Origin of the sequence: Pedobacter rhizosphaerae, assembly GCF_900111155.1 — a bacterium.
Taxonomy (GTDB): Bacteria; Bacteroidota; Bacteroidia; order Sphingobacteriales; family Sphingobacteriaceae; genus Pedobacter; species Pedobacter rhizosphaerae.
Window position 1 is genome coordinate 150,014 of sequence record NZ_FOGG01000004.1, and the last position, 25,414, is coordinate 175,427.

Annotated in this window: 18 protein-coding genes; 11 read left to right on the forward strand and 7 right to left on the reverse strand. The window is 39.2% G+C overall.

Features of this window, described 5'->3' with window-relative positions; genetic code table 11:
* Window positions 1-63: 63 nt before the first annotated feature.
* The 3 genes from BMX11_RS04570 to secA form a co-directional block, all read right to left on the reverse strand.
* Window positions 64-1,248, reverse strand: coding sequence for a M20 metallopeptidase family protein (locus tag BMX11_RS04570; RefSeq protein ID WP_090881905.1), 1,185 nt, complete (start codon window positions 1,246-1,248; stop codon window positions 64-66).
* Window positions 1,235-1,675 carry an SPOR domain-containing protein gene (locus tag BMX11_RS04575; protein WP_090881908.1) on the reverse strand — a complete coding sequence of 147 codons (441 nt, stop codon included), beginning with the start codon at window positions 1,673-1,675 and terminating at the stop codon, window positions 1,235-1,237. The genes BMX11_RS04570 and BMX11_RS04575 overlap by 14 nt, the downstream gene beginning before the upstream one ends.
* 1,138 nt (window positions 1,676-2,813) lie before the next feature.
* Complete coding sequence (gene secA / locus BMX11_RS04580; RefSeq protein ID WP_090881910.1) at window positions 2,814-6,116, reverse strand: preprotein translocase subunit SecA; 3,303 nt, start codon at window positions 6,114-6,116, stop codon at window positions 2,814-2,816.
* A gap of 521 nt (window positions 6,117-6,637) precedes the next feature.
* Here secA and BMX11_RS04585 point away from each other — a divergent pair.
* Window positions 6,638-7,327: a pirin family protein gene (locus BMX11_RS04585; RefSeq protein ID WP_090881912.1), complete on the forward strand. Its 690-nt coding sequence runs from the start codon at window positions 6,638-6,640 to the stop codon at window positions 7,325-7,327.
* A gap of 85 nt (window positions 7,328-7,412) precedes the next feature.
* Here BMX11_RS04585 and BMX11_RS04590 read toward each other — a convergent pair whose 3' ends face one another.
* Together BMX11_RS04590 and rsgA are read right to left on the reverse strand one after the other, a co-directional pair.
* Window positions 7,413-8,366, reverse strand: a complete 954-nt coding sequence (locus BMX11_RS04590; RefSeq protein WP_090881914.1) for a Smr/MutS family protein — start codon at window positions 8,364-8,366, stop codon at window positions 7,413-7,415.
* A gap of 55 nt (window positions 8,367-8,421) precedes the next feature.
* Complete coding sequence (rsgA, locus tag BMX11_RS04595) at window positions 8,422-9,342, reverse strand: ribosome small subunit-dependent GTPase A (protein ID WP_090881916.1); 921 nt, start codon at window positions 9,340-9,342, stop codon at window positions 8,422-8,424.
* Between the two features lie 482 nt (window positions 9,343-9,824).
* On the opposite strand from rsgA, the gene BMX11_RS04600 reads away from it, so the two are divergent.
* The 4 genes from BMX11_RS04600 (at window position 9,825) to thrC (ending at window position 15,711) form a co-directional block, all read left to right on the forward strand.
* A complete protein-coding gene (locus BMX11_RS04600; RefSeq protein ID WP_090881918.1) occupies window positions 9,825-10,271 on the forward strand; it encodes a GyrI-like domain-containing protein in 447 nt (148 codons plus the stop codon).
* Window positions 10,272-10,763: 492 nt separating this feature from the next.
* Entirely contained in the window at window positions 10,764-13,214 is a 2,451-nt protein-coding gene (thrA, locus tag BMX11_RS04605) for a bifunctional aspartate kinase/homoserine dehydrogenase I (protein ID WP_090881920.1), read from the forward strand.
* 122 nt (window positions 13,215-13,336) lie between these two features.
* Window positions 13,337-14,272, forward strand: coding sequence for a homoserine kinase (locus tag BMX11_RS04610; RefSeq protein ID WP_090881922.1), 936 nt, complete (start codon window positions 13,337-13,339; stop codon window positions 14,270-14,272).
* Window positions 14,273-14,403: 131 nt separating this feature from the next.
* Complete coding sequence (gene thrC, locus BMX11_RS04615; protein WP_090881924.1) at window positions 14,404-15,711, forward strand: threonine synthase; 1,308 nt, start codon at window positions 14,404-14,406, stop codon at window positions 15,709-15,711.
* Between the two features lie 428 nt (window positions 15,712-16,139).
* Here thrC and BMX11_RS04620 read toward each other — a convergent pair whose 3' ends face one another.
* Window positions 16,140-16,559: a tail fiber domain-containing protein gene (locus BMX11_RS04620; protein WP_175474468.1), complete on the reverse strand. Its 420-nt coding sequence runs from the start codon at window positions 16,557-16,559 to the stop codon at window positions 16,140-16,142.
* A gap of 77 nt (window positions 16,560-16,636) precedes the next feature.
* Window positions 16,637-16,942, reverse strand: a complete 306-nt coding sequence (locus BMX11_RS04625) for a hypothetical protein (RefSeq protein ID WP_090881928.1) — start codon at window positions 16,940-16,942, stop codon at window positions 16,637-16,639.
* Between the two features lie 167 nt (window positions 16,943-17,109).
* On the opposite strand from BMX11_RS04625, the gene BMX11_RS04630 reads away from it, so the two are divergent.
* From BMX11_RS04630 to BMX11_RS04655, 6 genes are all read left to right on the forward strand, one after another.
* The gene (locus tag BMX11_RS04630) at window positions 17,110-17,646 is read left to right on the forward strand and encodes an RNA polymerase sigma factor (RefSeq protein WP_090881930.1); all 537 of its coding nucleotides are present in this window, start codon (window positions 17,110-17,112) and stop codon (window positions 17,644-17,646) included.
* A gap of 145 nt (window positions 17,647-17,791) precedes the next feature.
* Complete coding sequence (locus tag BMX11_RS04635; protein ID WP_090881932.1) at window positions 17,792-18,808, forward strand: FecR family protein; 1,017 nt, start codon at window positions 17,792-17,794, stop codon at window positions 18,806-18,808.
* Window positions 18,809-18,899: 91 nt separating this feature from the next.
* Window positions 18,900-22,184, forward strand: a complete 3,285-nt coding sequence (locus tag BMX11_RS04640) for a SusC/RagA family TonB-linked outer membrane protein (RefSeq protein WP_090881934.1) — start codon at window positions 18,900-18,902, stop codon at window positions 22,182-22,184.
* Window positions 22,185-22,194: 10 nt separating this feature from the next.
* Complete coding sequence (locus BMX11_RS04645) at window positions 22,195-23,622, forward strand: RagB/SusD family nutrient uptake outer membrane protein (RefSeq protein WP_090881936.1); 1,428 nt, start codon at window positions 22,195-22,197, stop codon at window positions 23,620-23,622.
* 14 nt (window positions 23,623-23,636) lie between these two features.
* Complete coding sequence (locus BMX11_RS04650; protein WP_090881938.1) at window positions 23,637-24,248, forward strand: restriction endonuclease subunit S domain-containing protein; 612 nt, start codon at window positions 23,637-23,639, stop codon at window positions 24,246-24,248.
* Window position 24,249: 1 nt separating this feature from the next.
* Window positions 24,250-25,380, forward strand: coding sequence for a cytochrome-c peroxidase (locus BMX11_RS04655; protein WP_090881940.1), 1,131 nt, complete (start codon window positions 24,250-24,252; stop codon window positions 25,378-25,380).
* Window positions 25,381-25,414 lie beyond the last annotated feature (34 nt).

Consider the following 25,414-nt stretch of genomic DNA (forward strand, 5'->3'; position numbering starts at 1 on the left):
TTTAAAATGGAAAGAGGTGAGCAGCAATATCAGTAGATCTTCCTGCTCACAATATATTTCGATCTAGTTTCCTAGCTGTTTCACTGCGATGTAAGCCATAAGGCCTGTGGATATCTTTAAAGCATCTTCATCTATATCAAATTTCGGTGTATGTACCGAATGCATGGTATCTTTCTCGGCATTGCCCGTACCTAATCTATAAAAACAGGCATCGGTAACTTGCGAATAGAAAGCAAAATCTTCTGCTGCCATCCAAATATCCAGATCAACAATTTTGTCTTTACCCAGAAAATCTTCTGCAAATTGTCTGGCATTTCCAGTTAACTTCTCTTCATTAATTAAAAATGGATAGCCTTTATGAATATCAAAATCACAGCTTCCGCCCATGCTTTCTGCCATACCCTCTGCCATTTTCTTCATGCGCTTGTGTGCTTCGGCACGCCACTCTTCATCCAGGGTTCTGAATGTTCCTTCAATTTTTACCTCATTCGGGATAATATTGGTTGCGCCATTGGCAATCACCTTTCCAAAAGATAAAACAGATGGTAAACGTGGATCCGCATTGCGGGATACGATTTGTTGCAGGGCGATGATAATGTGAGAAGCAATAACTACCGGATCGATATTTTGGTGAGGCTGTGCACCATGGCCACCCTTTCCCGTAACCGTTACATAAAGCTCATCGGTAGAAGCCATGTAAACTCCAGAACGGAAACCGACCTTACCGCTTTCAATCATAGGCATTACATGCTGACCTACTATAGCCTGCGGTTTCGGATTTTCGAGCACGCCTTCTTTAATCATGATACTTGCTCCACCGGGAAGTAATTCCTCAGCCGGCTGGAAAATCAACTTAATTGTACCGCCAAACTCATCCTTTAACTGATTTAAGATATAAGCCGTTCCCAAAAGTGATGAGGTGTGAACATCATGCCCACATGCATGCATTACCCCATGATTTTTAGATTTATAAGGTTTATCATTCGCTTCATGAATCGGCAGGGCATCCATATCGGCGCGCAATGCAATAATTTGATCTGAAGGTTTGTTTCCCTTTATTAAACCTACCACACCCGTATTGGCGCAGGAAGTAAATTCAATCCCCCATTTGGTCAACTTATCTTTAACGAATAAAGAAGTTTCGAATTCTTTAAAAGATAACTCCGGATTGGCGTGGAGGTGATGACGGAAGCCAACCACATCATTATAAATATTGGCTGCTAATTCTTGAATCTTATTTTTGATCATCAGGATTGGTCTCTAAAGTTGGTGCATTAATCTTTTCCCTAAAGATAAATAAAGTAGGGAAGCTTGGGCGTAACTCACTTATCAGGCGTTGTGCTTCAAGCCTTGTTCTGAAATCGCCTACCCGAACGTAATAATTTGGTTCTTTGTAGGTGATGTAGCTATTTAATTTTGGATAACTGCTTTTAAAGCGTGATTGTTGATTAAAAACCTCTCTTCTATCTGAGCCGTAAAAAATCTGGACACGGTAACCGTAAGCGGAAATAATAGGTTTATTAGGCTTAACCTCTCCCGAACTTCGGTAAACTTCTGCCCTTTTAGCAATCAGACTATCAATTAACGGATCTTTTACTACGATCACTTCGCCCTTCTGCGCAAACGCAGCTACAGATAAAAGTAAACAGCCAATAAAAGTAAAAACGTATTTCATGCCTTATTAGATTAGACTATTCTTAAACAACAAGAATGCCAAATATTTGGCAAAAATCGGCATTCTTTATGGTGTATCCAAATGGATTGTTGCTTAAATATTTCTTTGACTCAGTAATCGATCAGGGTTATTCGATACGACCGCCTATTGGGATTTCTTACATTTATAAAGTTGTAAAAGTTTGAACCATGTGAGCCATAAGGATAATAGTAGCTTGAACATTTAATCTATCTCTGGTCTTAGCGTCTCGCTAAGACCTGTTATCTTGCGCATTGGAGTGGCTACAATTAAGAAAATATTACGGCTGGTAGGGATACCAACCGGTAGATTGAAACTTATTTATGCTTACATTTCTTAAATGGTAAAAATTTGAACCATGTAAGCCATATAAGAAAACAGAAGCCTGATCATCTAATCTCTTTAATCCGCGGGAGATATGAACACAATACCCCGTTTTAGCGTCTCGCTATGACCTTTACATGTCATTCTGAACGCAGTGAAGAATCTGTTTTGATAGCATACTGATCGTTAATAGGGCAGTGCTAAATGTACATGACTGCTTCATCGCTTGGGGATTCTTCACTGCGTTCAGAATGACAAAAAGCTTAACTTAATAGCATTGTTTGCGTCTCGCTAAGACCCGTTATCTTGCGCATTGGAGAGGCTACAATTAAAAGAAAATATTCCGGCTGGTAGGGATACTAACCGGTAGACTGAAACTTATTTATGCTTACATTTCTAAAGTTGTAAAAGTTTGAACCATGTGAGCCATAAGGATAATAGTAGCTTGAACATTTAATCTCTTTAATCTGCGGGAGATATGAACACAATATCCCGTTTTAGCGTCTCGCTATGACCTTTACATGTCATTCTGAACGCAGTGAAGAATCTGTTTTGATAGCATACAGATCGTTAATAGGGCAGTGCTAAATGTACATGACTGCTTCATCGCTTGGGGATTCTTCACTGCGTTCAGAATGACAAAAAGCTTAACTTAATAGCATTGGAGGTACTAAAAAAAGGAATGAGACGCTACAACCAGAGAAAAAGCGAAACACCTTATTTAATTGTTACCGCCAGCCAATAAAAAAAGGCTACATCGCAATGATGTAGCCTATATTTATGTTAAAGTTTCTACCTAAAGATTTGCACCATGGCAGTTTTTAAACTTTTTACCACTTCCACACGGGCAAGGTTCGTTACGACCAACAGTTACTTCTTTACGAACAGGTTGTTGAGGAACTGCTTCACGTGTATCGCCAAATTCGATACCCGGTTCTTCCATTCCGAACTCTTGTTTAGTAGTTTGTAACTTCGGTTGTTTCTGTGGAGCCGGAGCCTCTCTAACCTGATCTGGCTCTTGCTGAACAGGAATTCCACCTTTATATAAGAAACTCACTACTTCTTTATTTACCGCATTCAACATGTTTTTAAACAAGTTAAATGCTTCCATTTTATAAATTACCAATGGATCTTTTTGCTCATAAACTGCGTTCTGAACAGATTGTTTCAATTCATCCATCTCACGTAAGTGCTCTTTCCAGCTCTCATCAATCAAGGCCAAAACAATGGTTTTCTCAAAAGCACGAACAACTTCTCTACCCTTATTTTCAATTGCCTTTTTCAAATCAACAGCCACCTGAATACCACGGATACCATCGGTAAAAGGAACTACAATTTGCTCGATATGTGCACCACGCTCTTCGTAAACCTGTGTTAAAACAGGTAATGATTGTCCAATAATGGCTTCTGATTTACGACCATAGAAAGCTTCTGCCTCATCAAACAAACGCTCTGTTAATTGCGCAATGTTACCCGATGAGAAATCCTTTTCGGTAATAGAAGTATCAAGAGAGAAGTTTTTAATTACTTCCAATTTAAAGCCATCAAAGTTAGCTTCCTCTTTGTATTCTGTTACAATATCTTCCGCAACATCGAAAACCATATTGTTCATATCTACGTCTAAACGCTCACCAAATAAGGCGTTTTTACGTTTAGCATAGATTACAGTACGTTGAGAGTTCATTACGTCATCGTACTCTAACAAACGCTTACGGATACCGAAGTTATTTTCCTCTACCTTTTTCTGTGCACGCTCAATAGATTTGGTAATCATAGAATGCTGAATTACCTCTCCTTCTTCGATACCCATACGAACCATGATGCTGGCAATACGCTCAGAACCAAATAAACGCATCAGGTTATCTTCTAATGAAACGAAGAACTGAGAAGAACCCGGATCACCCTGACGACCGGCACGACCGCGCAACTGTCTATCTACACGACGAGACTCATGACGTTCGGTACCTACAATGGCTAAACCACCGGCTTCTTTAACACCTGCACCCAATTTAATGTCGGTACCACGACCGGCCATGTTGGTTGCAATCGTTACGGTACCTGATTGACCAGCTTCAGCTACGATATCAGCCTCTTTCTGGTGCATCTTAGCATTCAATACGTTATGCTTTATACCCCGTAATTTAAGCATACGGCTTAATAACTCTGAAATCTCAACTGAGGTTGTACCCACTAATACCGGACGACCAGCTTGTGTTAATTTCACAATCTCATCAGCTACGGCATTGTATTTTTCGCGAACAGTACGATAAACGTAATCCTGCTCATCCTTTCTTGAAATTTGTCTGTTGGTTGGAATTTCTACTACATCTAATTTATAGATAGACCAGAATTCACCAGCCTCTGTAGTTGCAGTACCCGTCATACCACAAAGCTTGTGGTACATACGGAAATAGTTTTGCAAGGTTACCGTAGCATAAGTTTGTGTAGCATCTTCAACCTTAACATTTTCTTTAGCTTCAATCGCCTGGTGCAAGCCATCAGAATAACGACGGCCATCCATAATACGACCTGTCTGCTCATCTACGATCTTAATCTTTCCTTCGTCAATGATATATTCTACATCAATTTCAAATAAAGTATAAGCTTTTAATAATTGGTTTACCGAGTGGATACGTTCTGCCTTAACAGAGTAATCACGCATCAAAGCATCTTTAGTGGCTACTTTTTCATCCATTGGCAAATCAGATTTCTCTAATTCGGCTACTTCGGTACCTACATCAGGCAGCACAAAGAAATGAGGATCTTCACCCGATTGGGTAATCAATTCGATACCTTTCTCTGTTAATTCTACCTGGTTGTTTTTCTCATCAATATAGAAGAATAACTCCGCATCAACTTTAGGCATATTCTTAGATTGATCTGCCATGTAGTGGTTTTCAACCTTTAATAATAATTGACGAACGCCTTGCTCACTCAAAAACTTAATTAAAGCTTTGTTCTTAGGCAAACCACGGTAAGCACGCAATAATGCTAATCCACCCTCACCCTCTTCAGTTCCGGTGTTACCTGCATTAATTAATTTTTTCGCTTCATTTAAGGCTTGCGAAACATATGCTTTTTGTGCATTAACCAAACGTTCAATACGTGGTTTTAGCTCATAAAATTCGTGCTGATCTCCAAAAGGAATAGGACCTGAAATAATCAAAGGTGTACGGGCATCATCAATTAAAACTGAATCGACCTCATCCACCATGGCAAAATGCAACTTGCGTTGAACCAATTGGTCAGGTGTTTGCGACATATTGTCACGCAGGTAATCAAAACCAAACTCATTGTTGGTTCCATAAGTAATATCTGCAGCATAAGCTTTTCTTCTTTCTTCAGAATTAGGCTCGTGCTTATCAATACAATCTACTGTCAATCCATGGAACTCAAATAAAGGTCCGTTCCACTCACTATCACGACGGGCAAGGTAATCATTCACCGTTACCACGTGAACACCTTGGCCAGCCAGGGCATTTAAATAGGATGGCAAAGTACTCACTAAGGTTTTACCCTCACCAGTAGCCATCTCGGCAATTTTACCACTATGCAAAACGATACCACCAATTAACTGTACATCGTAGTGAACCATGTTCCAAACCACTTCAGTTCCGGCAGCATCCCAACGGTTAGCCCATTGTGCTTTATCGCCAACAATTTTAACATTGTTTTTTCTGGCTGCGTAATCTCTATCAAATTGTGTGGCAGTTACCTCTAAATAATCGTTCTCACTTAAACGGCGGGAAGTTTCTTTAACAACGGCAAAAGCTTCTGGTAAAATTTCTAATAGTACTTTTTCTAACTCCTTATCACGCTCTTTACCTAAAGCATCAACCTCATCATATAAGGCTGTTTTTTGGTGAAGATCTAACTCATCCTTTTCGGCATCTGCTTTAAGGGCTGCGATTTTACCATCAATATCAGTTAAAAAACTGGAGATCCGACCTTTAAACTCAATGGTTTTCGCCCGTAACTCATCATTACTAATGGATGAGAGCTTGGCATACTCTTCATTTATCTTAACAACCAGCGGCTGTATACTCTTTATATCTCTTTCTGATTTACTTCCGAAAACCTTCGCTAAAAATCCTAACATTATATTTTAAATCGTATTTATTATTAAAAAGTTGGTGTGTTACAACAACCAAGCCATTGCATAAGCTAAGCCAGTTTGGCAGTTGTAAGGGGCTAAAATTAAGGATATATTTTCTAATTGAATAGATATTAATGAGATAATGGCAATATTTATCTGCCTGATTTTCTATTTAATATATCTTTTCTCTGTTTAGCGATACAAACACGCCCTGCATCGTCACATATCCGTTACCTTAAGAAGGCTCCTCAACTTTAATATTAATGAAGCAAAAACATAACACCATGGGAAAGAAAAAAATTTAATCAAAACTCGTATTACATAGAAAATTTAAGTTTTGAGTTAACCAATTCGGACACAAATAGCATTTATACATAAGAAACAGATCATTTTTTTTCAAAACCAAAATTTTGCACGACACGATTGATAATCAATTGCTAATTTCGCAGCTGAGAAGAGAAGAAATTTTCAAAATCGATTTCACCTTATGTGAATATCTATTCTATCAAAAACATTGACTAATAATGGAAGCCAACCCGGGAAAAATATACCTTGCAGATCAAAGAGGATTAGCTGAAACATCGGCCATACAGCATTTAAGCACTTTTAACTTTGAAAAATACCACAATGAAGATCGGGAGCCTTTTGGTGATTTATTCCTTTTCAACGATGACTTTATAGCTGGTGGGAAATTAACGTTCTATCTGGCTAAAGAAGATTCTATTCAGGTATTTTTACCCGTTACCGGGGGATTGGACATTGTGGGCAAGAACGAAGAGTATGCTATTGAAACCGGACAAATCCAGGTATTGTTAATGGAAAAGGGCGAAGTTTTAGAAATCAGCAATCCTTACCCAAATGATACCATTAACTATTTACAAATCGGCATCAAAACCGAAGCCTTCTTTTTTAAACAGAAGGAGCCTTTTCAGTTTGATCTTGAACAATATAAAAACCAGCTGATCGAAATCATAGCCAGTTACAAATTACCATTTAAGCTAAGCGCAGGACAATTTGCAGGCAGAGAAGAAGCAATTTACAAATTGCACAGCAAGCAAAGCCAGTTTTTCGCCTTCGTAATAGAGGGTTCTTTTAATATTGAAGGCAGACAAATACAGGCCAGAGATGGTCTCGCACTTTGGGATATAGACAAAGTTGGTGTCGAAGCCCTAGGTGATAATGCTATGGTAATGGTACTTGAATTGACTCCATAAACAGCGCTATGGCATGAAACAGCACGGTTTTAAACGCTCTTATTTATCAACCCCGAGAGAAATTATTTATACCAGTAGTAATAACTTACTTAAATACAATTTCTGTTGCCCCATAGCCAAACTTCTCCTTTTGGGCATCCATATAAGTTTTTACCTGAGGATTTTGGCTAATCATTTTATGGATTTTACTTCTTAACACCCCGTTACCCGAGCCGTGTATAAAAGTAATCTTGTCAAAATGATGAACAATTGCGGCATCCATACTGCTTTGAAAAACGGCCAATTGAATATTTAGCATTTCATCAGGTTCAAGGAAATGGTAGTCATCACGAAGCTTTTCGATATGCAAATCAATTTCCCTTGCAGGAGCAGCCACTGTTTTTCTTTCTTCAGCAGTTTTGAAAAAACTTTCTTTCAGCTTCTGTGCATCAATTAAAGGCGCTTGCTCATCCAATCTAATCACCCAGCCTTTCTGTTTTAACGCAGGTAGTTCCCTTTGTTCTGTACTAAAATCCTTTGCTCTAAACTTCTTCATGAAGTTTAAGGGGCTAACAGGTTTAACATCTTCCTTTTGGTGAAGCAGTATTTGAAAGCTAAATTCAGGCCAGATATCCAGATCAGCCAATGAAGCCGAATAAATTAATGTAGAACTGAACGATTCGAGCACGCCATAAAAAACACTGCTATATTTATCCTTGCGGGACGAATGAATAGAAATAAGCAAAACTGTAGGCGTTTGATTTTGAAGATGAAAATGAACTACATTCCCTGCCTTATTATCACTGGCTACAGCCACATAAATTCCATTTTCAATTTTACTAACCGAAGGCACATTAACTGCAATAGGCTTTGGCGCTTCTTCCTTTTCTGTAACGGTATTTCCATGCCCATGAACATAGGTTAGGTTACCCACTACTACAGGAATTTCAAACCCATCGCTATCGGTTACCCCTAATGTTTGTGCATCAATAATCTTAGTTACATAGCCCTCTCTTTTTTCATCCACAAAACGAACAAAATCACCCAGTTTAAATTTCATAACAACCTATCTCCTATCCAAATTAATTCTAAAAATATACTTTCAGCCTTAGCTATTAGTGTCTTGTATCGTTTCCGTGATAAATACTCAAGTAACTTTCATACCTGGAAATTGCAATATCTCCATCATTTACGGCTTCCATTACTGCACATCCAGGTTCATTTACGTGCCTGCAGTTATTAAAGCGACAATCGTGCGAAGTTTTAAAAATCTCAGGGAAGAAATGGCCAAGTTCTTCTTTTTCAATATCGATAATTCCTAATTCTCTAATGCCGGGTGTATCAACAATGAAACCACCCTGTGGTAATTCAAACATCTCCGCAAACGTAGTGGTATGCTGCCCTTTATCACTCCATTCAGACACCTCTCCTGTTCTTAAATCGCGATCAGGTAAAAGCGCATTAATTAAACTGGATTTACCTACCCCGGAGTGACCAGAGATCAAAGTTATTTTATTGGCAATTAAATCCTGAACCACAGGAATATTGGTTCCTTTTAAAGCAGATACCTCGTAACATGGATAGCCAATGGATTCATAGATATCTTTAAACTCCTGGAGAATTTCCAGGCCCTGCGGACTAAACAAATCTAATTTATTAAATACCAATACCGTTGGAACATCATAAGCCTCGGCTGTAACTAAAAAACGATCGATAAAGCCCAAAGATGTTCTGGGAGATGCCAAGGTAACGACTAAAATCGCCATGTCTAAGTTGGCGGCCAAAATCTGTGCTTGCTTACTTAGATTGATCGATTTACGGATGATGTAATTTTTGCGTGGGAGCAGTTCATTAATAATGCCTGTAATACCATCCCGTTCCAAATCAAACTTAACCCTATCGCCAACCGCAATCGGATTGGTTGTTTTTATTCCTTTAATCCTGAATTTACCTACCATGCGGCAGTCGTAGCGTTCGCCACTATCGGCCAAAACGTTATACCAGCTTCCGGTAGATTTAATAACTAATCCCTGCATATTTAGAATACAAAGGTATGAATTAGAGATGGAAAAAGGTGGTGGTTAAAAATGGAGCATATTTATACACCAAACCACCCCCAACCCCTCCTTGAAAAAAGGAGTGGAGCTGGATAATGCTAAAAATACAGTTGTAGAGAAAATGGAGCTAGACTACCATAGCATTACAAACATTATAACAGCACTGCCTACTCCCCTCCTAATTTAGGAGGGGAAAGGGGTGGTTAATAAACATCAGTTCGAGTGGGAATTGCCGTAAAAATTCTAAAAACTTAACCACCCCCAACCCCTCCTTGAAAAAAGGAGGGGAGCTGGATAATGCTAAAAGGACTCCGGTTATACGATGAGGATGACTGACAGTAACATCAGTACCACAAAGTTTAAAACAGCACTTACTACTCCCCTCCTGATAAAACAATTTTACTTCAACAATTAAATTGGATTCCCCTTAAAACCCTACCTTCGTTCTGCAAATCAATACTATGAACAACCTTAAAATAATTGGAATTTCTGTCGAAACCACAAACCAAAACAATCAGGCGGCAATCGATTTAGGCCAGCTTTGGGGCCGATTTTACAGTGAAGAAATCTTCCATAAAATCCCCAATAAAGAAAGCGAAGAGGTGTATGCGGTTTATACCGATTATGAAAGTGATTTTACAGGGAGGTACACTACAATTATCGGACAAAGAGTAAGCACATTAGCCGATATTCCAGATGGATTAACGGGCAAGGAGATCAATAATAACAAGTTAACTAAATATACCGCTAAGGGAGAAATGCCGGGCGCAGTAATAGCCACCTGGAAAGAGATTTGGGAAAATGACCAGACATTAAACAGAGCCTATGAAGCAGATTTCGAAGTTTATGGCCCAAAATCACAAAACGGTCTGCATTCAGAAGTGGATATTTATATTGGGCTGAAATAAAATAAGCATCATTTTTAGTTACCTATAAAATTGATGATAACTCGCTTGAACAGCTGAAACAATTAAATAACAAACTCAGTTAATTAACCCTCAGTTTTTCAACAAACTACAAAGTTTTGGAATGAAAATGGATTAAAAAAAGCGATTGCCTCGCTTTAACCATTACAGATCCGATAAAAAAGAACACTATTTCTTCAAATTTAGCAAACGGGAAAGGCAATAAAATGCGGCTATCATAGCTATTTAAACGATTTATTAAAAAATTTGAAATAAATTTTAAAAACTATTTGCATTTTAGAAAAATTATCTCCTATTTTACGGTGTACAAAGTACACTATAAACGACATGAATTTTAACACTTCAATTATTACAACAATTATTACAACCACCGGTATAAACCAGAGGGGCTAATTTGCTGTAAATTGATAAAACATAAAACAACAGAAAACGCCCCCGAAAATCGGGGGCGTTTTTTTTTAAACCCCAAACTCAATGAAAGTACTAAAATTCGGCGGCACATCCGTAGGTTCGGCCGAGAACATTAAAACGCTTTTACGCCTGGTTGGCGAAGAAAATCTACAACAAAAGCCGGTAGTTGTATTATCGGCAATGAGCGGTGTAACTAACCTCCTAACTGATGCAGCCGAAAGAGCTGAGCGTGGCGAGGACTATGACAAGCACCTCAAAGACATCGAGGACAAGCATTTCGCGGTTATCCGCACGCTTTTACCCGCAGCTGCTCAAAATCCGGTATTTACCCGTTTAAAAATCTTTTTTAACGAACTGGAAGATCTTTTGCAAGCTGTTCACAACTTAAAGGAGCTGAGCTTACAAACCAAAGATCAGATTCTAAGTTATGGCGAGCGTTGCTCAACTTTCATGATCAGCCACATTGCATCGCAACAATTTGCAGAAGCTATGTATGTAAATGGATCTGAATTTATTAAAACCGACAGTAATTTCGGACAAGCCAAGGTAGACACCGCATTAACAGAAATGCTGATCAAAAATTTTTATGCCGCAAATAAGGATAAAGTTTTATTTGTAACCGGATTTATTTCCAGCAATGCTGCCGGCAGAGTAACCACGCTGGGCAGAGGTGGCTCAGACTATACTGCGGCCGTTTGGGGTGCAGCCTTAGAAGCCTCTGAAATAGAAATCTGGACAGATGTAAACGGAATGATGACCGCCGATCCAAGGATCGTTAAAAAAGCTTTTTCACTTCCCGAACTCAGCTATACTGAAGCCATGGAGTTGAGCTATTTTGGTGCTAAGGTGATCTACCCTCCTACCATGATTCCGGCTTTTATGAAAAAAATTCCGATTGTGATTAAAAACACTTTCGAACCAGAATTTGCAGGAACTTATATCAAAAGCGATGTTAAATCGTCTAACCTACCTATAAAAGGAATCTCCTCTATTGATCATATCAGCATCATCAACCTTACCGGTAGCGGCATGGTAGGTAAAGCTGGTTTCAGTGGCCGTTTATTCTCTCTTTTATCTCGTGAGCAGATCAACGTGGTGTTGATTACACAATCATCATCCGAGCACAGCATCACTTTTGCAGTAAAACCATCTGATGCGGCCCATGCAATCGCATTGATTAAAAAAGAGTTCGAACTGGAACTAGATGCCAATAAACTGGCATTGCCGGAAATAGAAAGCAATTTATCTGTTCTAGCCATTGTAGGTGAAAACATGAAGCGTACACCCGGTATGAGCGGTCGTTTATTCAGTGCATTGGGAAGAAACGGTATAAACGTTAGAGCCATAGCACAGGGTTCTTCAGAATACAATATCTCGGTAATTATCAATAAAGATGATTTATCTAAAGCGGTAAATGCCGTTCATGATGCCTTCTTTACCGATTTAAAGCGCACTTTAAATATCTTCTGCTTGGGTACAGGAAACATTGGCAAAACTTTGTTCAATCAATTAAAAGAACAAATGCCTTTCCTGGCAGAAAATAACGACTTACAGGTTAAGGTAACAGGTATCTGTAACACCCGTAAAATGATCCTTAATGCCGAGGGTTTATCGTTAGAAGATTGGGAAAATGAATTGAACAATCATGGGGAGAAAGCAAATCTGGCTACTTTCGTAGAAAAGATGAAAGCTTTAAACCTTCCAAATGCTGTTTTTGTAGACAATACAGCCAGTGAGGCTCCGATATCTTTCTATCAGGGTATTTTTGAAAGCAGCATTTCGGTGGTAACCTGTAACAAAAAAGGTAACTCTGCCGATTATGCACAATACAGATCATTTAAAGATACTGCCCGTACATTCGGTGTAGATTTCTACTATGAAACCAACGTAGGTGCCGGACTGCCAATTATCCGTACTCTAAAAGAACTGATGATGAGCGGTGATAAAGTGGCCAGAATTGAAGCCATCTTATCTGGAACCATCTCTTACATCTTCAATAACTTTAAAGGAGATGCAGGCTTTTACGAAACCGTTAAGGAAGCACAGGAACTGGGCTATACAGAACCAGACCCCCGCGATGATTTGAACGGAAAAGACTTTATGCGCAAAATGCTCATCCTGGCCCGTGATGCCGGTTATCCTTTAGAGGCTGAGAATGTAAAAATCGACAATATTCTTCCTGAAGCTTGCTTAAAAGCAGCTTCTGTAGATGACTTTTACAAAGAGTTAAAAGCCAACGCCAGCTATTTCGAAGAATTAAAAAACAAAGCGGCCAGCGAAGGAAAAGTATTGCGCTACATTGGTAAACTGGAGAATGGAAATGTGGAAATCAGCCTGCAAATGGTCGACGATAGCCATCCTTTCTATATGCTATCAGGAAGTGACAACATTATCTCTTTCACTACTGATCGCTATAAATCGAGACCATTGGTAGTAAAAGGTCCGGGTGCAGGCGCAGAAGTTACCGCAGCAGGTGTATTTGCAGATATTATAAATGTAGGGACGTTAAGCTAAAAACCAGAGCGAAAAGACTAAAGCGGAAAAGCTTTGTCATGAGACTCGCATCTCGATACTTGATACTCAATACTTAATTCTCACTACTTGATACTCGATACTCAATACTTGATACTAGATAAATGAAAGATTATATAAAAGTTTTTGCTCCTGCAACTGTTGCCAACGTGGTTTGTGGCTTTGATGTACTTGGTTTTGCTGTAAATGAACCAGGCGACGAGGTGGAAATGCGCATTACCGATACGCCGGGAGTTACTATTAAAAGAATTACTGGTGATGATGGCAAATTGCCTTTAGATGCAGCTAAAAATACAGTAAGTGCAAGTGTACAACACTATTTACAACATATTAACCGCCTTGATGTTGGTGTAGAAATCGAGCTTCATAAAAAAATGCCTATTGGTAGCGGTTTAGGTTCAAGCTCTGCCAGTACGGTTGCTGGTTTATTTGCCATTAACAAATTGATGGGCGATTTATTAACGGCTAAAGAGCTCGTTCCTTTTGCTATGAAAGGCGAAGAATTGGCTTGTGGTTATGGCCATGCAGACAATGTTGCCCCTGCAATAATGGGTGGTTTTGTGCTGGTTAGAAGCTATGATCCATTGGATGTGATTTCCTTACCTACACCAGAAGGCATGTATGCAGCCATAGTTTACCCGGAGGTAGATGTACCGACAAAAGACGCCCGCCAAATGATCCGTAGCAAGGTATTTCTGAAAGATGCCGTAACCCAATGGGGGAATGTTGCTGGTTTGGTTAGTGGATTATTCATGAAAGATTTCGATCTTATTGGCAGAAGTATGAAGGATGTTTTGGTAGAACCTACCCGCTCTATCCTCATCCCTGGTTTTGAAGAAATGCGCAGTTTAGCGATGGAAAATGGCGCTATTGGATTCGGTATTTCAGGATCGGGCCCTTCTGTTTTTGCCCTGGCAAAGGATGAAGCAACCGCTAAAAAGATCACCAAAGCCCAACAACAGCATTTAAATAAATTAAATATTAACAGCAAAGCTTTTGTATCATCGGTAAATGCCGAGGGACCAAGAGAAATTAAATAAGGTAAAAGGCCGTAAGGTAGAAGGTGAAAACCCTCAACAGGTAAAAGGCGTAAGGTAAAAGGTAGAAGCTAAAAACCTTAAAATCTAAGCCTTAAGCCCTAAACCTTAAGCCCTAAACTCTAAACCTCCACATGAAATTATACTCAACCAACAATAAAGACCTGCGTGTTTCTTTTAAAGAAGCCGTATTTAACAGCATGCCTCAAGATAAAGGATTATACATGCCAGTTGAAATTCCTCAGTTAGATGCCGATTTCATTGAAAATATAGATCGCTATTCACTTTCTGATATTGCTTACCAGGTAGCATCTACCCTATTAAAGGATGAGATTCCTGCCGATGATCTAAAAGCTTTAGTAGAAGAGGCCATCAATTTTAATGCACCGGCGGTAAAACTCGATGAAAAAACGTTTGTATTGGAACTGTTCCATGGTCCATCTTTAGCATTTAAAGATTTTGGTGCCCGCTTTATGAGCCGTGTGATGGCCTATTTTCTTAAAGATGGCGAACAACTATTAGACGTACTGGTAGCTACCTCTGGCGATACCGGCGGAGCAGTTGCCTTAGGCTTCCTGGGCGTACCTAACACCAGAGTAACCATCCTTTATCCTGAAGGAAAAGTAAGTCCGATACAAGAACTACAGTTAACCACCAATGGAGCCAATATCAGAGCCATTGAAGTTAAAGGTACTTTTGATGATTGTCAGGCCCTGGTTAAACAGGCTTTCGCAGATGAAGAATTGAATAAAACCTTCCGTTTAACCTCTGCTAACTCGATCAATATCTCGCGTCTAATCCCACAAACCTTTTATTACTTTAATACCTATGCTCAGTTAAAAAGACAGGGATTAAACGAAGTGATTTTCTCTGTTCCCAGCGGTAATTTCGGTAATATTGGTGCTGGTTTATTAGCCTACAAAATGGGCTTACCAGTAAAACAATTCATTGCGGCCACCAATGTGAACGACACTGTACCACGTTACTTAGAAAACGGTGTTTATGAAACCAAACCCTCTGTACAAACCTATGCCAATGCTATGGATGTTGGCGCACCAAGCAACTGGGTACGCATCATGGATTTATTTAACCAGGATTTAGCCACGCTAAAAGAAAAAGTAGTGGGTTACCGTTTTGATGACGAAGAAACACTATCTGGTATTAAAGAAATTTACAAGAAATTCGATTACATTGCCTGTCCGCATACTGCGATTGCCTATTTGGCTATTGAGCAATACCGTAAGGATAACCCTAAAGATGAGAGTGCTGCCGTATTTTTATCAACTGCACACCCATGTAAATTCCCTGATATTTTCCCTAAGGATATGGCGAATGAAATCAATATCCCAACACAGGTAAAAGCCTTAGAAAACAAACCTAAGCATGCCGATAAACTGGGAGTAGATTTCCAGGGATTTAAGGATTACTTGTTGAGTAAATAAGGAGAATATTAATCTCTTTCAAAGTTGTCACATTGAGCTTGTCGAAATGCTTTAAATAAATCCATCGACAGGCTCAAGGATGACAATCCATTTTAGTTTTCCCCTTAAGTTAATAGCATTGGAGACGCTACAACTAGAAAAGACGGAAACACACGTCAAGCTAAACCACTTATTAATAGATAGTTACAAAACAACATCAATATAGTAGCTTCCCTATGTAAAATCAAAACAAGTTGCCGAAGGACCTCATTAATCTTATTAATGCATTACAGCCACCTTTGCATTATAAATCTAGAACTATTGGTCTGTAGGTTACGAAATAATATAAAAAAGAAAGGATGCTTAAAAACTTAAAGCAATTGCTTAAGATTTTTTAAACATCCTTAAAAACTGGTTGGCCAACCAGGAACTAAAACTATTTGTTGTTATTATTTAGCAGATCTGCTTTTCAAAGTACTGATTTCTCTTTTCAGCGCCTCAATCTGCTCTTGCTGTTCTTTTATACTTCCTACCAACAGCGGAATTAAGCGCTCGTAATCTACCGTAGGTACAGTTGCAGTTCTCAATGCATTCTTACCTACCGAATAGCTTTTCGCATTTTGATTAACCAATTCAGGTAGTACCTTCTGAACATCGGCAGCCACAAAACCAAATTGTGGGGCAGCAGAAAGTTTCAATTTTTCTGCCCAGTTTTTATCATAACTAAAGCTTACTGGCTGCAATTGAGAAACTACTGAAATAGAATTATTTAAGGGTTTAACATTCGTTTGTGCCACTTCCTGTGCATGGATTTGTAATGATGCAGCTACTAAAAATGCTGCAAAAGAGAATGAAATTGCTCGTTTCATATTTAATAAGATTAATATAAATGGTAAATAGCCCATCGAACCGATGGCTGTAGAATAATTAAAAATTTATAGGGATTTTATCCAAATAAAGGAGGAGGTGTTAATACCTCAGGGAAATAAGACAAGATAAAGAAATGCGTAGGAAGCGCTGGCTTATTTAAGGATACCACTTCCGTGTTCAGGCTTTCAAAAGCCATAAACTGATGATCGAAGTATTCTGTTTCTACCTTTTTCTCTTCCTTCTCTGTAGCATCTTCTTGTACCGATAAATAGGTACTTTCCGGATTGAAGTGGTTTAAATATACAGCAACACCACCTACCTTAAATAGCAAAACAGCCATTAAGCAGATCATGAACAGATATTTTAAACCTTTGAACTTCATCGTTGCAAATATAACAGTTGATATATAAAATGGTTCCTTCCAATACATTTTAATTGCATAAAACAGACAAAAATCATACTTATAACCCGTTTCATATCAAAACATTAAGCCTTAATTAAGAAAAATTCTAAATAACAAAATTTCCTACTTATCTTTGTAGTCAAATCATGAAAACAGAACTCTGGAACAAAATCCGCAATGGCGACGCTGAGGCAATGAAAATCCTTTATCAGGATTGCTATCAAGAGCTTTATGCATTTGGTTTCAGGTTATTGCCCGATAGAGACAGGGTGAAAGATTGTGTTCATGAGATATTTTGTGAAATTTGGTCGAATAGAAAACAAATCGGACAAGTAGATTACATACAAGCCTACCTCAGAACCTGCGTGCGCAATAGAATCCTTAAGGAAATTAAGCAGGAATTGAATACAGAGCGCATAGAAGATCAAAAGGAAATTCTGCAATTAAGAGAGTATGATTATGAGCAATTGCTCATTGCCTCACAGCAATTGGAAGAGCAGAAGTTAAAAATCTGGCATGCAGTAAACCGGCTTACCAACATGCAGCGTGAAATTATCTCGCTCAAATTTTATGAAGGTTTAACCTATGAAGCCATAGCCCTACAGCTTGACCTTAAAGCCCGTACTGTTTATAACCATGTGTATACGGCCATTTGCAGTTTAAGAGAAAATCTAAAAGATTAATCCTTCTTACCCCCCAATTCTGGAAATATTCCTGCTTATTACTCATTTTAAAAAAATAATTTAAAAAAATCTGGTAAAAATAATCGGTTTATTTCTCTATAACCTAAACCGAGAAAAACATTTACCTCTTTTTAAATTATCTACCGTGAATTACAATCTTTATCAAGCTGAAGATTTTGCCTCAAATGAGTCATTTATCGCCTACTACCTGAGGACAGATGATGCTGCCATCCAATATTGGGAAGACTGGATTAGCCGGCACCCCGAGAAAATGGATGAAATATTCAACGCCGAACAGCTCTTGTCTAAATTGAATATTCGTTTACCTGAAGAAGAATTTGATCAGGAATTTGAACGATTTGAATCTTTTTTAAAGTCCGAATCGGCCTGGAACAATCCTATCCAACCTCAACGCAGAAGCTTTAAGGGTACCAAACTGGTTTTAGCGCTTTCGATATTCGTTGTCTGCTTACTTACGGGATTATTTTTTTACTACCAGGGCCAGGACAGACTCCATTCAACTGCCTATATCGTGAAGCAAAATGGTTTTGGTAAAATCTCCCGGCTATGGCTCAGCGATGGCACTAAGGTTACACTTAATGCAAATAGCAGCTTAAAATTTCCAAAAGCCTTTAATACCGATCACCGCGATGTAGAATTACAGGGCGAAGCCTTTTTTGAAGTGGCTAAAGATAAAAACAGGCCTTTCACGGTATTCGCTAAAGGTACTCAAACGCATGTATTGGGAACCAAATTTAATGTTTCTGCCTACACCAACGAGGAATTGGTTAAAGTAGCGCTGGTAGAAGGAAGCATAGAGTTGCAAGCCAGGGAAACAGATAAAGTAATCCTCAAACCAGCAGAAATGGCCACGTATTCTTCCGCTACGGGCTTAACACTAAGCAGTTTTAACCATGATGAAGTTACCGCCTGGAAGGATGGTATTCTGGTATTCCACAATGCCCCGTTTGAAGAGATTGCCAAGCAGTTTAAGCGCATGTACAATATCGAATTGATTAACGAATCGAAGGTAGTTAACTGGAGCTATTCGGGTCAATTCGACAAGGCCGATTATATCAGCGTAATTAAGAATATCTGCTTCGCCAAAAACCTAAAATTTATACAACAAAACCAAACCATCACCCTTAAATCCAAACGATGAAAAAACAGTTTACAACGCAAACCTAAATCAACCCATCACCTACCTCAACTAACATTAAAAGTAAAGCACAGTTCACCTTTTAATCCCTAAAATGAATAAATCCTATCCTTATTATCTCTTACTCCCTGTTGTCTTTCTCCTCTTCACTCATCTTCAAGGCTTCGCACAGATAAAATCGCCTGAAAAAACAAGAGTAGTACTCAGAATCAAAGAAAAATCTTTAGCTGAGGTATTATCCGATATTGAAAAACAGAGTGGCTATAGTTTCAATTATGACCAGAATGAAATTAACAGCAACCAGAAAGTAAATACCAATTCCAACAGTAATTTAAAAGCGGTTTTAGATGGCTTATCGAACGAGCTGGGATTAGAATTTGCTATAAGCGGCCGATTCATATCGGTACGTAAAGCGCCCAAAAAGAAAGCATTGCCTGCCCGCACTATAACGGGTGTGGTTAAGGATAGCGATTCGGGAATTCCAATCCCGGGAGTCAACATTGTACTGAAAGGATCGGGAAAAGGAGCTACAACCAATGCAGATGGCGCATTCATCTATAAAATTAACGCCGAAAATATCGACAAAACGGTTTTGGTATTTAGCTATGTAGGGATGAAGCCTAAAGAAGTAGTGGTGGGCAAACAGGTATTTATCAATGTGAATCTGGAGAACGATGCTTTGGCCATGGGAGAAGTGGTGGTAACCGGCTCTTACACCAGAGAAAAACGGAGAGAGGAAGTAGTAGGAAGTATTGCTCAGGTAAGTGCTGAACGACTACAAACTCAGCGACCGATAGAAAGTTTTGATAAAATGCTTGAAGGTTTAGTTGCGGGGGTACAGGTAGAAACGACTACAGAACTCAACACACCTGTTAAAATTAATATAAGGGGTCAAGGCTCTCTGCCCAATCTAAGTAGTTCAGCAAGAACCACCTCCTCACAACCACTTTTTGTAGTAGACGGATTACCTTTATACGAGCAACAACGGGGGAACGAAAGCAGCGTCTTCAATACAGAGAAATACCTTAATCCGCTTTCTAACATCAATCCTGCAGATATTAAAACGATTACTATTTTAAAAGATGCCACGGCCTCGGCCTTGTATGGTGCAAATGCTGCCAATGGCGTAATCATCATTACTACAAAATCGGGTACGGCAGGTAATACCCGCTTCAATTTTAACTATGATACCGGGGTTGCCTCCTTTATCAATCAATATAAATGGCTAAGTGGTCCGCAATATTACAGTTTACTTCGCGAAGCTTATATAAACGATGGCCGCTCTGCCACAGAAGCTACACAACTGGCAGGAAGTAAAACCAATAATGTAGATTGGTTTGATCTGACCAACAGAAATGCGACTTACCATAACTTTGATTTTCAGGCAGATGGTGGATCAGAGAAAACAACCTTTCTCTTTAGCTCTGGGTATCGCAACCAGCAAGCCAGCTCTTATGGCAACGACCTCCAAAAAATCTATTTCAGATTAAGGGCAGATCACCAAGCGTCTGATAAACTTAAAATAGGCTTTAGTGCCAATGCTACCTATACCAAACAAAATTCACTTTCTAATTATGGAGCGGTAACATTACCACCAAATATTGCTCCTTACAACGCAGACGGAACATTTGCTAAATTTTTGGGCGTACCCAATCCTTTGGCTGTATTAGAACAAAATGACGATTACAGCAAGGGGCTAGACTTTCAGGCCATTGGTTATGCCGGCTATCAACTTACCAAAGAGATTAGTATTGATGGAAGGCTGGGTGCAAACTCATACCAAACTAAACAAACTACATTCGAATCTGCCTTAAATGCCAGTGGAGAAAACGTAAATGGAAGGCTGAGAATATATGATCGAAACCGTATCGGATATATCGGATTCATTAAAGCCAGCTATGATAAAACCTTTGCTAAAAAACATAAGATAGGCTTTTTGGTGGGTACTGAACTACAGAATGAAGATATTAGCTTGCTTCGTGGTATGGGTAGTGGTTTTACCTTTGACCGCCGGCGGGTATTAGATGGTGCAGCTGCACAATCAAGCGCATCTTCTAATTCTTCAAACGCAACTGTTTCCTACTACTCACAATTAGAGTATAATTACGATAAGAAATATTACCTGAATTTTAATGGAAGGGCCGATAAATCCTCCATATTTGGGGGAGATAAGCAAGTGGCCTTAAACGGATCTGCAGGAGCGTCGTGGATTATATCTAACGAGCCTTTTCTTAAAGACAATAAAACCATTACTTCCTTAAAAATTAGAACAACATTCGGAAGTACCGGAAACTCCAGGATTGGTAATTACTCTGCGAGGGGATTATACAATTTTGGTACAGGCACCGGATCAACCTATGCAGGCAACGTAGCTTCTTATCCTTTGCTAACCGGAGCTCCCAATCCAGATTTAGGCTGGGAAAAGAATTTACAGTTAAACTTCGGATTGGACTTCTCCTTATTTGACCGCATTCAGGTAACTGCAGAATATTACAGCAATACCATTAATGATTTAATCTCGTCGGTTGATGTTCCCTTAGAAACAGGATTTGCTACGATTTCGGCAAATACCAGTAAAATGAGGAATTCGGGCTTCGAGTTAAGCATCAATGCCAATGTGATAAAATCAGATAACTTCTCCTGGAATTTAGCCTACAATTTTGGATCGAATAAAAATACTTTACTGGCCTACAATAATGGAGCGGCAGCACTCTATGGCTTCCGAGATAATGCTTATGCTTTTAAAGTTGGCAACAGCTCTTCTGCTATTTATGGTTATCAATGGGCAGGTGTAAACCCAGATACCGGAGCAGAAATGTTCTACGGCCCCGACGGCAGCATTAAAACTGCGGCAGAGATTAACGCCTTACCCATAAACAATGTTCAGGTAATTGGCGAACGTTTACCGGATTTTCAAGGTGGCTTATTTAACAATTTTAGCTACAAAAACTTTGAGCTGTCATTCAATGTGCTCTATAGCTATGGCGCAAGTCAGATTTTTAGTCCGGCTGATGAGGCTGATGGACGAAACCTTCAAAATCGAAATCAAAGCGTGAACCTGGTAGACCGTTGGCAAAAACCTGGCGACATTACTGATATTCCCCGTTTAAATATCAACCGCACCATTGTTTCCAACTCTTCCCGCTATGTTTATGATGTAAGTTACCTTAAGCTCTCTAATGTAAACCTGGCGTATAAGTTAAGCGACAAACTGAGTCAGAAATTACACCTAAAAAGGCTGATGGTATTTGCTAATGCTACCAACCTTTTCTACTTGTACAACGATGCAGGTACCAAAGGCAGAAATGGCATTGCCGAAAAAAGATTTGTTTATCCGGAAAGCATGGCCTTAACGGCCGGAGTTAAGGTTACCCTTTAAAATTATTGATATGAAAAAATTAATATATCTATCCCTATTACTAATTGTATTCAGTTCCTGCGAAAAGATTTTGGATAAGGAGCCCACAGATCAGGTTTCATTAGAAGATTTATTTGCTGATGTTCCGGGAACTAAAACGGCTCTGGCAGGTTCCTATAAAGCACTTTTCAATAGCGAACATTATCAGCTTAATACCATGGTGTATCCAGATTTAGTGGCGGGTAACATCAAATACAGTAAAACTACCAACGTGGTACTTACCGATATTTTTAATGCCATACAAAATGCTACAGAATCTTCCATGAACGGCACCTACTCAGGCTTATACGGAGAGCTGAACAACATTAATAATATCATTAAATATGCGCCCGCAGCCGCAGGTTCAGCAACAGAAAAAAACAAAATAATTGCAGAAGCAAAATGCCTGAGGGCCTTGGTTCATTTTGACCTGTTGCGTATTTTTTCTAAAGCTTACAACGTTAGTCCGGATAACAATCAACTGGGGGTGGTTATCAATTTAAAACCACAGCTTTTCTCAGATACAGCACCAGTAAGATCGACCATACAACAATCTTACCAGACCATTATTACCGATTTAACAGAAGCGATTGCTGCATTTGACAATACAGATGTTGGGGTTTTAAATGGCACCAACAAGCAAAACTTTTTCACTAAAACTTCAGCCCAGGCATTACTGGCCAAAGTTTACTTATATGCCAACCAGTGGGACAATGCCTACAATTTAGCCGATGCTGTAATTAAAACTGGTAAATATTTCCTGCTTTCCAATGCCAATTATGTGGGTAACTGGGCGCTAAAAACACCATCAAGCGAATCTATTTTTGAAATTGCCCTGGAAACAAATTTTGCCGCCAATGGATTAGGCGCATATTACGACATTACAAATACCACTTACAGACAGTATGCGGCTACAAATGATCTGATGGGCTTATATAGCGCTACAGATGTGAGAAGATCTGCTTCCATGTTTAATAGTATTGCCATCAATAATGTGACTTATTTTTTCACTAAAAAGTATGCATCTGGTGGTACCGCACAAACGCCTGTTAAACTATTGCGTCTTTCAGAATTATACCTCATTAGGGCAGAAGCAGCGGCAGAAAAGTCATCACCAGATTTAACGCAAGCCAATGCCGATTTGAACGTTATTCGCCTGCGTGCAGACCCTTCTGCAACTGCCTTGAATATAACCGCAAAAGCCGACCTCGTTGATGCCATATTACTGGAACGTAGAAAAGAACTGGCCTTTGAAGGCAACTTACTGTATGATTTAAATCGCCGTAAAAAAGATATTACCCGTGTAGATGGTGATTCTCAGAATAAAAACCTTGCTGCCACCGATTACCGTTTAGTTATGCCGCTACCTATTAATACGATCACGGCCAATAGAAGTTTGATCCAAAATCCTGGTTACTAAGTTTATTACAGACAATGAAAAAATTACTCCTCATCATCGCAACATTAACCATCTTGTCTGGCTGCAAGAAAGAGCAACCCGCAGATAAAGCCGATCTTTACCCCGAAGTGCCTTTAGCTACTGCCTCATCTTCTGCTATGGCTGTATTCCAACAAAACATCGCCTTTTATCAGATGTTTGTTTATCGGTTTGATCCTACAACTAACACCTGGACCAACAGAATTGGCAGCCATTTTTCTACCACTTCAGCTACTGATCCAACTTTTATCGGTTTTACAAATGCTGGCGTAGCAGATAGCGGAACAGCCATGTTCGATATGGTTAGACTCTACAGTACCCAAACGGGCTCAACAAATATCAGAACGGTGAAAATTAATGCCGATCAGGTTTTACAGTTCTTTCCCGACTATGAAAAAGCTAAAACGGGTATTGTAAAGGTAAAAACACAAGATATTGTATTAACGAAATCTGATGCAAGCACCTTCAAAATCGGCATCAGCGGAAGTGGTACTTATGATGAAACTTCTAAAGTAATCGATCTCAGTATCACCTTTAACGAAGCCGCTATTGGTGGCACTACCCGAACATTTAATTACAAAATGAGTCCAACAGCCTTAACCTTGTAGCATGAAGAGAATATTTCTGGTTGGTGCCATACTGGCAACCTTCATTTTAAGCTCTGCTTTTTTTCAGGATGAAGATTATACCATCGCGCAGTTGCGTGAAATTTACAGTGGCGATAGCAGTAAATGGCCTAAGCCAGATTTAGATGAATCGGTAAAACCGGGTTTTAAAGATATTGGCTATCTCGACAAACCTGTCTATCCTGCCAATAATCCTTACCAGACAGATAAAGAAAAACTGGGTAAATTATTATTCTTTGATCCCCGCATGTCTGTTTCCAGACAAATTGCCTGCGCTTCCTGTCACGACCCCGAACTGGGTTGGGGCGATGGCAAAAGGGTAGCTTATGGCCACGACCGTCAAATTGGAAAACGTAATGCGATGACGATTTTGAATACGGCCTTTTACGATAAACTCTTTTGGGATGGACGAGCAAATAGTTTAGAACATCAATCGGGCTTTCCGGTTCAGGATCGGGTAGAAATGAACCATGATCTTAAAGCGATGGTTAAAAACATTAAAAAAATTGATGGTTACAAACCCCTCTTTACAAAGGCTTATGGCAGTGCCGAAGTTACCTTAGAAAGGATACAAAAGGCGATTGCAACATTTGAAAGAGGAATTATTAGCAACCACAGCCGTTTTGACGCTTTTATGAAAGGCAATAAAACCATTCTAAAAGACGATGAGGTAATGGGCTTACACCTTTTTCGTACCAAAGCCAGATGTATTAATTGCCATAATACGCCCTTATTTAGCGACAATAAATTTCATAACGATGGACAGGCTTTACTGGGAACTAAGTTTGAAGACCTCGGCTTATATAACGTGACCAAAAATTTAAAGGATGTAGGGGCTTTTAGAACGCCTTCTCTGAGAGAGACCAATATTACAGGACCATGGATGCATCACGGGAATTTTCCTTCCATTAAAGATGTAATTGAGTTTTATAACCTTGGAAATCCGGTAGTGCAACAAAAAGCTTTAAAAGTTCCAGATTCGCTTAAAACACCTAAGTCTGCAATCCTACGTAAGTTAAATCTTAGTTTGAAGGAGCAAGAGCAGTTAGAGGCATTTTTGAAATCGATAAGCACGCAGGTAAATAAGATTAATCCACCTGTTTTGCCGCAATGATAGAATAATATTATAAAATCCCAAGAAATCCAAA

Bases quoted from the DNA above. Each gene is read 5' to 3' on its own strand.
- thrC (WP_090881924.1), top strand. From the start codon at position 14,404: ATGAAATTATACTCAACCAACAATAAAGACCTGCGTGTTTCTTTTAAA.
- BMX11_RS04585 (WP_090881912.1), top strand. From the start codon at position 6,638: ATGGAAGCCAACCCGGGAAAAATATACCTTGCAGATCAAAGAGGATTA.
- secA (WP_090881910.1), bottom strand. From the start codon at position 6,116: ATGTTAGGATTTTTAGCGAAGGTTTTCGGAAGTAAATCAGAAAGAGAT.
- BMX11_RS04630 (WP_090881930.1), top strand. From the start codon at position 17,110: ATGAAAACAGAACTCTGGAACAAAATCCGCAATGGCGACGCTGAGGCA.
- BMX11_RS04655 (WP_090881940.1), top strand. From the start codon at position 24,250: ATGAAGAGAATATTTCTGGTTGGTGCCATACTGGCAACCTTCATTTTA.
- BMX11_RS04570 (WP_090881905.1), bottom strand. From the start codon at position 1,248: ATGATCAAAAATAAGATTCAAGAATTAGCAGCCAATATTTATAATGAT.
- BMX11_RS04590 (WP_090881914.1), bottom strand. From the start codon at position 8,366: ATGAAATTTAAACTGGGTGATTTTGTTCGTTTTGTGGATGAAAAAAGA.
- BMX11_RS04620 (WP_175474468.1), bottom strand. From the start codon at position 16,559: ATGAAACGAGCAATTTCATTCTCTTTTGCAGCATTTTTAGTAGCTGCA.
- BMX11_RS04600 (WP_090881918.1), top strand. From the start codon at position 9,825: ATGAACAACCTTAAAATAATTGGAATTTCTGTCGAAACCACAAACCAA.
- BMX11_RS04645 (WP_090881936.1), top strand. From the start codon at position 22,195: ATGAAAAAATTAATATATCTATCCCTATTACTAATTGTATTCAGTTCC.
- rsgA (WP_090881916.1), bottom strand. From the start codon at position 9,342: ATGCAGGGATTAGTTATTAAATCTACCGGAAGCTGGTATAACGTTTTG.
- BMX11_RS04575 (WP_090881908.1), bottom strand. From the start codon at position 1,675: ATGAAATACGTTTTTACTTTTATTGGCTGTTTACTTTTATCTGTAGCT.
- BMX11_RS04640 (WP_090881934.1), top strand. From the start codon at position 18,900: ATGAATAAATCCTATCCTTATTATCTCTTACTCCCTGTTGTCTTTCTC.
- thrA (WP_090881920.1), top strand. From the start codon at position 10,764: ATGAAAGTACTAAAATTCGGCGGCACATCCGTAGGTTCGGCCGAGAAC.
- BMX11_RS04650 (WP_090881938.1), top strand. From the start codon at position 23,637: ATGAAAAAATTACTCCTCATCATCGCAACATTAACCATCTTGTCTGGC.
- BMX11_RS04625 (WP_090881928.1), bottom strand. From the start codon at position 16,942: ATGAAGTTCAAAGGTTTAAAATATCTGTTCATGATCTGCTTAATGGCT.
- BMX11_RS04610 (WP_090881922.1), top strand. From the start codon at position 13,337: ATGAAAGATTATATAAAAGTTTTTGCTCCTGCAACTGTTGCCAACGTG.